We start from the raw sequence: 11,850 nt of genomic DNA, 5'->3' as shown, positions 1-11,850 counted from the left end.
GAGGCGCGTATGGTACGCCAACGGCAGGCTGACCTGCTGCTGATTGCCGCGACGGTGATTGCCGCCTGCGGCTGGATTTTTTCCCGCGAGGCGATCGCCGGCATGCCGGTATTCGCGTTCCTTGGGCTGCGCTTCTTCTTCGCCGCGCTGCTGCTGCTGCCGTTCTGCCGCGGGTTTCGCCCGCAAAAGCAGCACTGGCCAAAGCTCATCATCAGCGGGCTGTGGTTTGCGCTCAACCTCTGCCTGTGGATCTACTCGGTCTCCACGACGGCGTCGCTCGGCGAAGGGGCGTTTATTATGAGCCTGTCGATGATGTTCGTCCCGCTGACCGCGTGGGTGATGATGAAGGTGCGTCCGCCGCGGGCCTGGTGGGAGTGCCTGCCGATCGCGGTGGTGGGCCTGGGCCTGCTCAGCCTGCACATGCCGATAGCCTTCCACCCCAGCCAGGGCTGGTTTTTGCTGACGGCGCTGGTGCAGTCGATCTGGTTCTGTTACACCAGCCGCTGCGCGCGTGAAGTACCGCTGATCCCCCTGACCACCGTGCAGCTGGCGATCACTGGTATCGTCGGGTTGACCATCTCCGCTGCCGTTGAACGCTGGGACCAGCCGATGACCCTGCCGACCTTCGGCTGGCTGGTGGCCAGCATTGTCATCGCCACCAGCCTGCGCTTCGGTCTGCAGATGAAGGGGCAAAAGTACGCGGCGGTGGCCAGCGCGGCGATCATTATGGTGCTCGAACCGCTGCTGACGGTCATTGCCGCCGCGCTGTGGTACGGCGAACAGCTGCCGCTGCAGAAAATTATCGGCGGCGTGCTGATCCTCGTGGCCCAGCTGTGGTTCCGCTGGCGAATGCTTAAGCCGTAGCCTGCCCGGTGCGCGGCTGCGCCATCAATTGCAGCAGCGGCACCAGCGACAGCCCGTCCGGCATTTCGCCGCGGGCGATCAGCTGGTTTATCTCCTCAAAGGTAAACCAGCCGGTTTCCATTACCTCATCCTGATCCGCATCCATCCCCACCCAGCGTAAACCGGTAGCCAGCCAGGTGATAAACAGCTGATCGCTGCTGCCGTAGGAGGGGTTGAAGCGAATGATCTCCTCGACGCGTTGCGCCTGCCAGCCGGTCTCTTCCCGCAGCTCGCGCAGCGCGGCCACCGCCGGATCTTCCCCTTCGTCAACGCCGCCAGACGGAATGGCCCACACCACCTTGTCGATCAGGTAGCGGTAGTGGCGAATCAGCAGCACTTTGCCCTCCTGGATAGCCACAACCCCCACCGCCGGGCGGGGATAGTGAATGGCGTAAAAGTCGCGGCGCTCGCCGGGGGCGATATCAATACCCACCTTGCGCATGCTGAACCACGGCGTCTCGGCGATGACCTGCGGGTCGTGCATATCGGCGGCGGTCAGTTTTTTCTTCATCCTGCCACTCCTGTCAAAAATGGAGCCTTCAGAACAACATAGCCGGAGACGGATAGCAATCGCCGCAGGTTGGCCCGATTTCATCGATCCTTGCCCAAATGCCCCTATTGCGCCAGGCTGGTACTCATTACGATGTTCGTCAAATCACCCCCTGAGGAACGCCGACATGAACATCACCCATATCCGTAACGCGACCCAGATTATTGAATACGCCGGGAAAAAGTTTCTGATCGATCCGATGCTGGCGGACAAAGGCGCCTGGCCGGGATTTCCGGGCACCGCGCGCAGCGAGCTGCGCAACCCGCTGGTGGCCTTGCCTTTTTCCCGCGATAACATTATCGACGTTGACGCAGTGATCGTCACCCATACCCATGACGATCACTGGGACGAGGCGGCGATCGCCGCGATCCCGAAAACCCTGCCGGTGTTCGTCCAGCACGAGGCCGACGGTGCGCTGCTGCGCAGCCAGGGATTCGAGGATATCCGCCTGCTAACGGCAGACAGCGAATTTGCCGGCGTGCGCCTGCTGAAAACCACCTCCGGCCAGCACGGCAGCGATCGCACCTACGCGGTGCCGGCGATGGCCGAACGCCTGGGCGAGGCCTGCGGCGTGCTGTTTCGCCATCCGCAGGAGAAGACGCTGTGGCTGGTGGGGGATACCATCTGGCGTGATGAAATTGCGGCCGACCTGCTGAAGCTGCGCCCGGACGTGGTGGTCCTCAACGCCGGCTACGCCCACGTCATCGGCTTTGGCCCGATTATCATGGGCAAAGAGGATCTCCTGAACGTACACTTCACCCTGCCGGAAGCGAAAATCATGGCTATCCACCTGGAGGCGGTCAACCACTGCCTGGTGAGTCGGGAAGAGATGCGCCAGTATGCGCTGGATAATCAGATTGCCGAGGTCGTGTGTATCCCGCAGGATGGGGAAACCGTGGTTTATTAACGTGCGCAAGGGGAAGGAACGATGAAGCTCACCGACGTGGCGATTGTTGCCGTAGAGGGCTTTAGCCCGTTTCATTACGCCGTTCCCTGCATGCTGTTTGGCGATTCGGTCTCTGAAAACAAACGCTTTAATCTGCACATTTGCGCCGAGCGACCGGGGCTGCTGCGCGCCCGCGACGGCTTCGCGCTGTACGCCAGCGGCGATTACGCCGTGCTGGAACAGGCGGATATCGTGGTGGTGCCTTACTGGGGCGAGGTCGACCGGCGCCCGCCGCAGGCGCTGCTTGATAGCCTGGTGCGGGCCCGGAATAACGGCGCGGAAATCGTCGGTCTGTGCCTCGGCGCGTTCGTCCTTGGCTACGCCGGGCTGCTGGACGGGAAACGCGCGGCGACCCACTGGGAGTTTGAGCAGGATTTTCAGCGCCGGTTTCCGCAGGTGCGGCTGGATATCAACGCCCTGTACGTCGATGACCAGCGGATCATTACTTCAGCGGGCACCGCGGCGGCGCTCGACTGTTGCCTCTACATCATCCGCCAGCGTTACGGCAGCCTCGCGGCCAACCAGATCGCCCGGCGGCTGATTGTTTCGCCGCACCGCGAGGGCGGCCAGGCGCAGTTCATCGCTCAGCCGGTGCCGAAAAATACCCGCGATGCGCGAATCAACTGCCTGCTGGATTATCTGCAGCAGCATATTGCCGAGCCGCATAATCTCGATTCGCTGGCCCGGGTGGTGGCGATGAGCCGCCGCAGCCTGACCCGCCACTTCGCCCGGGCGACCGGGATGAGCATCACCGACTGGCTGACCGCCGAACGCCTGCGCCGCAGCCAGAGCCTGCTTGAGGCGGGGGATCTGCCGGTCGAGCAGGTGGCGGAGGCGGTGGGTTATCTCTCTGCCGTCACCTGGCGTCAGCAGTTTAAGGCGCGCTTTGGCGTCAGTCCGGCCGAATGGCGGCGTACCTTTCGCCGCGGCGCTTAGCCGCCGAGGGTCGCGCTGTCGATCACGAAGCGGTATTTCACGTCACCCTTGACCATTCTTTCCCAGGCTTCGTTGATCTCATCGCCGCGGATCAGTTCGATATCGGCGACGATGCCGTGTTCAGCGCAGAAGTCGAGCATCTCCTGGGTTTCCGCGATCCCGCCAATCATCGACCCGGCAATCGACCGGCGACGGATGATCAGATTGAACACTTCCGGCGACGGATGCGGTGTGGCCGGCGCGCCTACCAGCGTCATCGTGCCATCGCGCTTCAGCAGCGTGGTGAAGGCATCGAGATTATGCGGCGCCGCCACGGTGTTGAGGATGAAATCGAAGCTTTTGACGTGGGCCGCCATTTCCTCTTCGTTACGCGACACCACCACTTCATCAGCGCCTAGCGCTCTGGCCGCATTACGCTTGGATTCGGAGGTGGTAAAGGCCACCACGTGGGCCCCCATGGCGTGGGCCAACTTGATTCCCATATGCCCAAGGCCGCCGATGCCGACCACGCCGACTTTTTTACCCGGCCCGGCGTGCCAGTGGCGCAGCGGCGAGTAGGTTGTGATCCCGGCGCACAGCAGCGGCGCGACGGCGGCCAGCTGCGCTTCGGGATGGGTTATCCGCAGCACGTAGTGTTCTTTGACCACGATCTGCTGTGAATAGCCGCCCAGGGTGTGGCCCGGCGCGTCCTGGGTCGGTCCGTTGTAGGTCAGCACCATATGGTCGCAGTAGTTCTCCAGCCCTTCAGCGCACTCCTCGCACTGTTGACAGCTATCGACCATGCAGCCGACGCCCACCAGATCGCCGACGGCGTAGCGCGAGACGGCCTCGCCGACCGCGGTGACCCGGCCCACAATTTCATGCCCCGGCACGCAGGGGTAGAGCGTTCCGGCCCATTCCGATCGCGCCTGGTGGAGATCGGAGTGGCAGACGCCGCAGTAGGCGATGGCGATCTGCACATCCTGCGGCCCCGGTTCGCGGCGGGTGATGGCCATTGATTCCAGCGGTTGGCTGGCGGAGTAGGTACCTATAGCGTTGATCAGCATAGCGAAACCTCTTGATTATATCGGTGTTAAAACGGGCGGACGGAGGTGAGCGTTTTTTGCGCGGTAAGGATAAGCGTAGCCTGGAGCGCCCGGGATGCGAGACGGGTAGCTCAAAGCGTTAAAACCGCTCCTCACCGGGTGAGGAGCAGACTTTTCAGGGGGCGACTGGCGTCAGATAGTCCAGGCGCAGTGGCTCGGCGAGCAGGGAATCTATCTCGCCAATAAAGGCCTGAAAGTAGGGTTGGTCGATATGCTCATCCAGCGCCTGCTGGTCACGCCAGGACTCCCGCATGTAGAAGGTATCCGGCGCGTCGCGCAGCTGGAACAGCGCGTAGTCAAGATTGCCAGGCTCTTGTCTCGTCGGCAGGAGCAGACCCTGCAGGACCTTGCGCAGCGCGTCCGTTTGGCCTGGTTTCGCCTTGAGCACGGCGAGAAGGGTTATCATCTTAAAATCCCTCCAGCACAATCTTGCCCACTGCGCGTCCGGTTTCCAGCTGGCGATGCGCTTTCTGCAGATTGTCGGCGGTGATAGCGCCGTAGTGTTCGCCGAGTGTGGTTTTGATCGTGTGGTTGTCGATCAGGGCCGCCACGCGGGTTAGCAACTGATGCTGGGCGATCATGTCATCCGTCTCAAACATTGAGCGGGTGAACATAAATTCCCAGTGCAGGGACAGGCTTTTGGCTTTCAGCGGCACCACGTCCAGGGTCTCCGGGTCATCAATCAGCGCCAGCTTGCCCTGCGGGGCGAGGGCGTCGATCAGCGCGTTGAAGTGCTGGTCGGTGTTGGTCAGGCTGGCGACATGGGTCACCGCGTTGATGCCGATGCGCGCCAGCTCGTCGGAGAGCGGCTTGCTGTGATCGATAACATGGTGCGCGCCCGCCTCGCGGACCCAGCGTTGGCTCTCCGGACGCGAGGCGGTGCCGATCACCGTCATGGCGGTCAGTTTGCTGGCCAGCTGGGTCAGGATCGACCCCACGCCGCCCGCCGCGCCGACGATCAGCAGCGTGTCGCCCGCGTTGCCGCCTTCCGTGACGCCAAGACGGTGAAACAGCAGCTCCCAGGCGGTGATAGCCGTCAGCGGCAGCGCGGCGGCGGAGGCGTTATCGAGGGTGCGCGGTTTGTGGGCCACCAGGCGCTCATCCACCAGCTGATATTCACTGTTGCTGCCGGCCCGGCCCAGGGCGCCGGCGTACCAGACCTCATCGCCTGGTGCGAACAGCGTCACTTCCTCACCGACGGACTGCACCACGCCAACGGCGTCCCAGCCCAGCACCCGCGGCGTGTCGCCCTGGAAGCCGGCGCGCACTTTGGTGTCCACCGGATTGACCGAGACCGCCTTCACGGCAACCAGCAGATCACGCCCGTGGGCGGAAGGGACCGGCAGGTCGATCTCGGTTAAAAAAGGGATATTGTCGCCGTCAGCGGCGGCTTGAGTAATGGCGATAGCTTTCATAACTGCTCCGGTCTGTGAATCGGGTGAATAAAGCGATGACGCGATAGTAGACCGGCGCCGGGAGGGGAAAAACGGGTTAATGGCAATAACAGTTATATGCAGAAAGTGAAAATCAGCCCACCTGATAAAAATCGAGCATCACCCCATCCTGAGTACGTCCGCCCGCGCAGATAAACAGCGAGGTGGTTAGCCAGCTGAGCGCGGGGGTATCCACCTCGAAGGTGGGGACGGTGCGAAAATAGATTTCTTCCGGCGGAATAGTGCTAAAAAAGCGCATATCGTCGGCGAACAGCTGGTCATGATAGCGGGCCGGCACCCGGCGGATACCGTTGTTTTCCACGTACACCGTCCCTTCCTCCACCTGCAGGGCATAGCGGGCGGATAGCCTGCACGTGCCGTCGGGCTCGATAATCTGGCTGTCGACGCCGCCGGGCAGCACGTGGCCGCGAAGTTGACCCGAAACGCTGCCGCCGAGAATCGGGATCAGCTGACGCTTGCCGGTTTGCGGACTGCGGGAAACGATTATCGGTTTATCAACCTGGATGGTAATGGAAAAACAGTGTCTCAGTTCGGGGGTCATCATGGCTCTCCTGTTTCGGTTGGCAACGGCACGCGGCCTTTGCGCCAGTGTAACGGGTTCGCAGGAGACAAAATAACGCAGAGTTTGGATGAAAATGATTGACTGGGATGATGGGTTTTGCGGCTCAGTTTGGTATGGCGTGGCGGTGGAGGAGCAGAGGCAAACTGGCGGAAGATCACAGGAGTTGAACCTGCCCGGGACCGCTGGCGGCCCCAACTGGATTTGAAGTCCAGCCACCTCACCGGAGATGACGATCTTCCGCGCCTCGATTGCTACATGGAGGCGGGGCGCATTATAGCTACTTTCAGCCGTTTACCACATACCTGAACGCACTTTTTTACTGTTAAAACTGGACTTTGCAGAACAGTCTGAAACAAATCCGTTCAAAATCCATGGGTTACACTTTTTCATACGCTTTCAGGCTACCGCGATCACAGAAAACAAGAAACGTAATCTGATAACGAGATATCGCAATTCATCTTCCTGCGGCAAAGGTTTACAAGAAATGTAACCGGTACCAATCCGTGGCGCCGCTAAGGGAATTGTGCCCATATGAAAGATCATATTTTGTCCGTCAAAGAGAAAATTGGCTACGGCATGGGTGACGCCGCCAGCCACATCATTTTTGATAACGTTATGTTGTATATGATGTTTTTCTACACCGATATCTTCGGCATCCCCGCTGGTTTCGTCGGCACCATGTTCCTGCTGGCGCGCGCGCTGGATGCGATCTCCGACCCGTGCATGGGCCTGCTGGCCGACCGTACCCGCAGCCGCTGGGGTAAGTTCCGCCCGTGGATCCTCTTCGGCGCCATTCCGTTCGGCCTCGTCTGCGTACTGGCCTACAGCTCGCCGGACTTAAGCCACCACGGCAAGCTGATCTACGCTGCGGTAACCTACACGCTGCTGACCCTGCTCTACACCGTGGTGAATATCCCTTACTGCGCGCTCGGCGGCGTGATCACCGACAACCCGACACAGCGCATCTCCCTGCAGTCCTGGCGCTTTGTGCTGGCAACAGCAGGCGGCATGCTCTCCACCGTGCTGATGATGCCGCTGGTCAACGTTATCGGCGGCGAAGACAAAGCGCTTGGCTTCCAGGGCGGCATCGCGGTGCTGTCGGCGATCGCCTTCCTGATGCTGGCCTTCTGCTTTTTTACCACCAAAGAGCGTGTCGAAGCGCCGCCGAGCAGCACCTCGATGCGCGAAGATTTGCGCGATATCTGGCGCAATGACCAGTGGCGAGTGGTTGGCGTGCTCACCATCCTCAATATCCTCGCGGTCTGCGTTCGCGGCGGCGCGATGATGTACTACACCACCTGGATCATGGGCTCGGCGGCGCTGTTCACCGTCTTCCTCACCACCTACTGCGTCGGCAACCTGATTGGCTCGGCGCTGGCGAAACCGCTGACCGACTGGAAATGCAAAGTCAGCGTCTTCTGGTGGACCAACGCCCTCCTGGCGGTGCTCAGCGTGGCGATGTTTTTCGTACCGATGAATGCCGAAATCACCATGTTCGTCTTTATCTTCGCCATTGGCGTACTGCACCAGCTGGTGACGCCAATCCAGTGGGTGATGATGTCCGACACCGTCGACTACGGCGAATGGTGCAACGGCAAACGCCTGACCGGCATCAGCTTTGCCGGCACCCTGTTTGTGCTCAAGCTGGGCCTGGCGCTGGGCGGCGCGCTCATCGGCTGGATGCTGGCCGGCGGCGGTTACGACGCCGCAGCCAAAACTCAGAACGGCGCCACCCTCACCATTATTATCGCCTTGTTCACCCTCGTTCCAGCGGTGTGCTACCTGCTGAGCGCGGCGATCGCCAAACGCTACTACACGCTGAAAACGCCGTTCCTGAAAAAAATGATGGCCGAGCTGGCCGAGGGCGCGCGTCGTAATGAACAAGATTTCGCAACAGCCCCGATCGACAAAGAATGGCAAAACTAAGAGGACGTTTTAATGAAAATCAGTGATGGAAACTGGCTCATTCAACCAGGGCTCACCCTGATCCAACCCGTACAGGTTTATGAGGTGGAGCAGCAGGGGAATGAAATGGTGGTCTATGCCGCGCCGCGCGATGTCCGCGAACGCGCCTGGCAGCTGGATACGCCGTTATTCACCCTGCGCTTTTTCTCCCCGCTGGAAGGGGTGATCGGGGTGCGTATGGAGCACTTCCAGGGCGCGCTGGATAACGGTCCGCACTACCCGCTGAACGTGCAGAACGACGTCAATGTCACCATAGAGGATACGGCCGAATTCGCCGAGCTGAAAAGCGGTAGCCTTAGCGTGCGCGTCACTAAAGGCGAATTCTGGGCGCTGGATTTTCTGCGCGACGGCGTGCGTATCACCGGTAGTCAGCTGAAAAACAACGGCTACGTGCAGGATAGTCAGACCCAGCGCAATTATCTGTTTGAGCGCCTCGACCTCGGTGTCGGCGAAACCGTCTACGGTCTCGGCGAGCGCTTTACCGCCCTGGTGCGCAACGGCCAGACGGTAGAAACCTGGAACGAAGACGGCGGCACCAGCACCGAGCAATCCTATAAAAACATTCCGTTCTACCTGACCAACCGCGGCTACGGCGTACTGGTCAATCACCCGCAGCGCGTCTCCTTCGAGGTGGGCTCGGAGAAGGTCTCGAAAGTCCAGTTTAGCGTGGAAGGTGAATACCTTGAGTACTTCGTGATCGATGGCCCAACGCCGAAAGCGGTGCTCAACCGCTATACGCAGCTCACCGGTCGCCCGGCGCTGCCGCCGGCATGGTCGTTTGGTCTGTGGCTGACCACCTCGTTCACCACCAACTATGACGAAGCGACGGTGAACCGCTTTATCGACGGCATGGCCGAGCGCCAGCTGCCGCTGCACGTCTTCCATTTCGACTGTTTCTGGATGAAGGCCTTCCAGTGGTGCGATTTCGAATGGGATCCGCTGACTTTCCCGGACCCGGAAGGGATGATCAAGCGCCTGAAGGCGAAAGGGCTGAAGATCTGCGTGTGGATCAATCCGTATATCGGCCAGCGCTCGCCGGTGTTCAAGGAGCTGAGAGAGAAGGGCTATCTGCTGAAGCGCCCGGACGGTTCGCTGTGGCAGTGGGATAAGTGGCAGCCTGGGCTGGCGATATATGACTTCACCAACCCGGAAGCCTGTCAGTGGTACGCCGACAAACTCAAAGGTCTGGTGGCGATGGGCGTCGACTGCTTCAAGACCGACTTCGGCGAACGCATCCCGACCGATGTGCAGTGGTTTGATGGTTCTGACCCGCAGAAAATGCACAACCATTACGCCTTCATCTATAACGAACTGGTGTGGAACGTGCTGAAAGAGACCGTCGGCGAGAAAGAAGCGGTGCTGTTCGCTCGCTCCGCCTCGGTGGGCGCACAGCAGTTCCCGGTGCACTGGGGCGGCGACTGCTACGCCAATTACGAATCGATGGCGGAAAGCCTGCGCGGCGGGTTGTCGATCGGCATGTCTGGCTTCGGTTTCTGGAGCCACGATATCGGCGGTTTCGAGAATACCGCCCCGGCCCACGTCTACAAGCGCTGGTGCGCCTTCGGCCTGCTTTCCAGCCACAGCCGCCTGCACGGCAGTAAATCCTATCGTGTGCCATGGGCCTACGACGAAGAGTCCTGCGACGTGGTGCGCCACTTCACGCAGCTGAAATGCCGCATGATGCCCTATCTCTATCGTCAGGCGGCATTGGCCAATGAGTACGGCACCCCGATGCTGCGCGCGATGATGCTCGAGTTCCCGGACGATCCGACCTGCGACTATCTCGACCGCCAGTATATGCTGGGTGATTCAGTGCTGGTCGCGCCGGTGTTCTCCGAAGCGGGCGATGTGCAGTTTTATCTGCCGGAAGGGCGCTGGACGCATCTGTGGCATAACGATGAATTGCCGGGCAGCCGCTGGCATAAGCAGAATCATAATGCGCTGAGTCTGCCGGTCTACATTCGCGACAATACTCTGCTGGCGCTGGGCAACAATGACCAGAAACCCGATTATGCCTGGCATGAAGGCACCGCCTTCCAGCTGTTCCACCTCGAAGAGGGGCGCGAGGCGCGCTGTCAGGTTCCGGCGGCGGACGGTTCCACGATCTTCACCCTGAAGGCGAAGCGCCAGGGCAACACCATCGCCGTGAGCGGCGAAGGCGAAGCCCGCGGCTGGACGCTGTGCCTGCGCAATATCCAGCAGATAGCCGGCGTTCAGGGCGGCACGCAGACCGGCAGCGAATGGGGTGTGGTGGTGAGCGCCCAGGGCAATACGCTGACGATTACGTTGTAAAAGACTGCGTTAACGGCAGAGACCCTCTTCGCCTGGCGGAGAGGGTTTTTTATTCCATTTTTGTACAAAAAGTAATATTCATTTCAGTCTGGTGACTCAGGCCGCAGACGCCGTTGCTGAACGGTGATAGCGTATTCTGCCGCTGAGAGGAGCCCGCCATGGACGTAGAAAATATCTTTCGTGACGTGAAGCTAAGCAAAACGGAAATGACCGTGCTGCGCTTTATCCAGAACGACCCGGAGCAGTGTATCCGCCAGGGGGTCCGCGCCGTGGCGGAGCAGTGCTACAGTAATCCCTCCTCGTTGGTACGGCTGGCGAAAAAGCTTAAGTTCAGCGGCTGGCTGGAGCTGGTCTATTTCATCAAGTTCAATATCACCATGCCGAAGCTCGATGTCACCAACGATATCGACTATATGAGCATTCAGCCGGCGGAGGCGCTGACGCCACTGCTGGCAAGCCTCGCGCAGCAGCGCGTCCTGATCCACGGCAGCGGCTTTTCGCAGCTGATCGCCCAGTATATTTATAACAAGTTTCTCGTCACTGGGGTGAATGCCAGCCTGGCGCTGTGGCCGGATTACGAAATTCTTGAACAGAAAAACGCCGCTCGCTTCGACTCCATCTGGATCATTTCGAAATCCGGGCGCAGCAGCTCAGCGCTTAACTGGGTGAAGGCCCTGGAGGGGAAGGAGATTAATCTGGTCTGCTTTACCGGTGATTATCAGAGCCCGCTGGCGCAGGCTGCAGATACGGCGTTTATTATTCACGACCCGCAGAAGTTTGACGATGATATTTACTGGAGCAACCCGTTTTTCGGCTACTGCATCTTAGGCTTTGAGCGGCTACTGAAGATGTGGTTTACCCGCGTACGGAGCAATAGCTAGACCCGCTAAGCGCGGTGCGAGCGGGGGGAGTTCCCGGATGGCGGCTGGCGCCTTATCCGGGCTACCGGGTGATGCGGCTATTTGTCGGGTGGCGGCTTACGCCTGACCCGACCTACATAAAATAATAACCGCTCCGTTCGTAGCCCCGCTAAGCACGGTGCGAGCGGGGGAGTTCCCGGATGGCGGCTGGCGCCTTATCCGGGCTACCGGGTGATGCGGCTATTTGTCGGGTGGCGGCTTACGCCTGACCCGACCTACATAAAATAATAACCGCTC

11 protein-coding genes and 1 tRNA gene are annotated in these 11,850 nt (G+C 60.2%); 6 read left to right on the top strand and 6 right to left on the bottom strand.

What is annotated here, in order from left to right:
* Window positions 1-9 precede the first annotated feature (9 nt).
* Window positions 10-864 (top strand): DMT family transporter, encoded by an 855-nt coding sequence (locus ACQUTI_RS24870; RefSeq protein ID WP_004205109.1) that lies wholly within the window; start codon window positions 10-12, stop codon window positions 862-864.
* On the opposite strand, the gene ACQUTI_RS24865 is transcribed toward ACQUTI_RS24870, so the two are convergent.
* Window positions 854-1,414, bottom strand: coding sequence for an NUDIX hydrolase (locus ACQUTI_RS24865; RefSeq protein ID WP_048326072.1), 561 nt, complete (start codon window positions 1,412-1,414; stop codon window positions 854-856). The genes ACQUTI_RS24870 and ACQUTI_RS24865 overlap by 11 nt on opposite strands.
* A gap of 166 nt (window positions 1,415-1,580) precedes the next feature.
* Between ACQUTI_RS24865 and ACQUTI_RS24860 the strand changes: the two genes are divergently transcribed.
* Both ACQUTI_RS24860 and ACQUTI_RS24855 read left to right on the top strand, forming a co-directional pair.
* Window positions 1,581-2,360 carry an MBL fold metallo-hydrolase gene (locus ACQUTI_RS24860; RefSeq protein ID WP_069135557.1) on the top strand — a complete coding sequence of 260 codons (780 nt, stop codon included), beginning with the start codon at window positions 1,581-1,583 and terminating at the stop codon, window positions 2,358-2,360.
* A 21-nt stretch (window positions 2,361-2,381) separates the two neighbouring features.
* Window positions 2,382-3,335: a GlxA family transcriptional regulator gene (locus ACQUTI_RS24855; RefSeq protein WP_017900753.1), complete on the top strand. Its 954-nt coding sequence runs from the start codon at window positions 2,382-2,384 to the stop codon at window positions 3,333-3,335.
* On the opposite strand, the gene ACQUTI_RS24850 is transcribed toward ACQUTI_RS24855, so the two are convergent.
* From ACQUTI_RS24850 to ACQUTI_RS24830, 5 genes are all read right to left on the bottom strand, one after another.
* Window positions 3,332-4,381 carry an NAD(P)-dependent alcohol dehydrogenase gene (locus ACQUTI_RS24850; RefSeq protein ID WP_004205104.1) on the bottom strand — a complete coding sequence of 350 codons (1,050 nt, stop codon included), beginning with the start codon at window positions 4,379-4,381 and terminating at the stop codon, window positions 3,332-3,334. The two genes, ACQUTI_RS24855 and ACQUTI_RS24850, sit on opposite strands and share 4 nt — an antisense overlap.
* 154 nt (window positions 4,382-4,535) lie before the next feature.
* On the bottom strand, window positions 4,536-4,826 hold the full coding sequence (locus ACQUTI_RS24845; RefSeq protein WP_428923407.1) for a putative quinol monooxygenase: 291 nt from the start codon (window positions 4,824-4,826) through the stop codon (window positions 4,536-4,538).
* A gap of 1 nt (window position 4,827) precedes the next feature.
* Window positions 4,828-5,835 (bottom strand): zinc-binding alcohol dehydrogenase family protein, encoded by a 1,008-nt coding sequence (locus ACQUTI_RS24840; protein ID WP_004205102.1) that lies wholly within the window; start codon window positions 5,833-5,835, stop codon window positions 4,828-4,830.
* Between the two features lie 112 nt (window positions 5,836-5,947).
* On the bottom strand, window positions 5,948-6,415 hold the full coding sequence (locus ACQUTI_RS24835) for a DUF3237 domain-containing protein (protein WP_004205101.1): 468 nt from the start codon (window positions 6,413-6,415) through the stop codon (window positions 5,948-5,950).
* A 165-nt stretch (window positions 6,416-6,580) separates the two neighbouring features.
* Window positions 6,581-6,675: transfer RNA gene (locus ACQUTI_RS24830), tRNA-Sec, on the bottom strand.
* Window positions 6,676-6,967: 292 nt separating this feature from the next.
* Here ACQUTI_RS24830 and ACQUTI_RS24825 point away from each other — a divergent pair.
* The 3 genes from ACQUTI_RS24825 (at window position 6,968) to ACQUTI_RS24815 (ending at window position 11,574) form a co-directional block, all read left to right on the top strand.
* Entirely contained in the window at window positions 6,968-8,362 is a 1,395-nt protein-coding gene (locus ACQUTI_RS24825) for a glycoside-pentoside-hexuronide family transporter (protein WP_048293916.1), read from the top strand.
* 12 nt (window positions 8,363-8,374) lie between these two features.
* Entirely contained in the window at window positions 8,375-10,693 is a 2,319-nt protein-coding gene (gene yicI / locus ACQUTI_RS24820) for an alpha-xylosidase (protein ID WP_032456738.1), read from the top strand.
* 158 nt (window positions 10,694-10,851) lie between these two features.
* Entirely contained in the window at window positions 10,852-11,574 is a 723-nt protein-coding gene (locus ACQUTI_RS24815) for a MurR/RpiR family transcriptional regulator (protein WP_004205097.1), read from the top strand.
* Window positions 11,575-11,850 lie beyond the last annotated feature (276 nt).

The organism is Klebsiella sp. 7-CIP_Kleb., from assembly GCF_050378655.1.
GTDB lineage: Bacteria > Pseudomonadota > Gammaproteobacteria > Enterobacterales > Enterobacteriaceae > Klebsiella > Klebsiella quasipneumoniae.
This window is presented reverse-complemented; position numbering and strand designations above follow the sequence as displayed.

What these genes read in the sequence shown, in the direction of transcription:
- ACQUTI_RS24870 (WP_004205109.1), top strand. Translation starts at nt 10, where the DNA reads ATGGTACGCCAACGGCAGGCTGACCTGCTGCTGATTGCCGCGACGGTG.
- ACQUTI_RS24865 (WP_048326072.1), bottom strand. Translation starts at nt 1,414, where the DNA reads ATGAAGAAAAAACTGACCGCCGCCGATATGCACGACCCGCAGGTCATC.
- ACQUTI_RS24860 (WP_069135557.1), top strand. Translation starts at nt 1,581, where the DNA reads ATGAACATCACCCATATCCGTAACGCGACCCAGATTATTGAATACGCC.
- ACQUTI_RS24855 (WP_017900753.1), top strand. Translation starts at nt 2,382, where the DNA reads ATGAAGCTCACCGACGTGGCGATTGTTGCCGTAGAGGGCTTTAGCCCG.
- ACQUTI_RS24850 (WP_004205104.1), bottom strand. Translation starts at nt 4,381, where the DNA reads ATGCTGATCAACGCTATAGGTACCTACTCCGCCAGCCAACCGCTGGAA.
- ACQUTI_RS24845 (WP_428923407.1), bottom strand. Translation starts at nt 4,826, where the DNA reads ATGATAACCCTTCTCGCCGTGCTCAAGGCGAAACCAGGCCAAACGGAC.
- ACQUTI_RS24840 (WP_004205102.1), bottom strand. Translation starts at nt 5,835, where the DNA reads ATGAAAGCTATCGCCATTACTCAAGCCGCCGCTGACGGCGACAATATC.
- ACQUTI_RS24835 (WP_004205101.1), bottom strand. Translation starts at nt 6,415, where the DNA reads ATGACCCCCGAACTGAGACACTGTTTTTCCATTACCATCCAGGTTGAT.
- ACQUTI_RS24825 (WP_048293916.1), top strand. Translation starts at nt 6,968, where the DNA reads ATGAAAGATCATATTTTGTCCGTCAAAGAGAAAATTGGCTACGGCATG.
- yicI (WP_032456738.1), top strand. Translation starts at nt 8,375, where the DNA reads ATGAAAATCAGTGATGGAAACTGGCTCATTCAACCAGGGCTCACCCTG.
- ACQUTI_RS24815 (WP_004205097.1), top strand. Translation starts at nt 10,852, where the DNA reads ATGGACGTAGAAAATATCTTTCGTGACGTGAAGCTAAGCAAAACGGAA.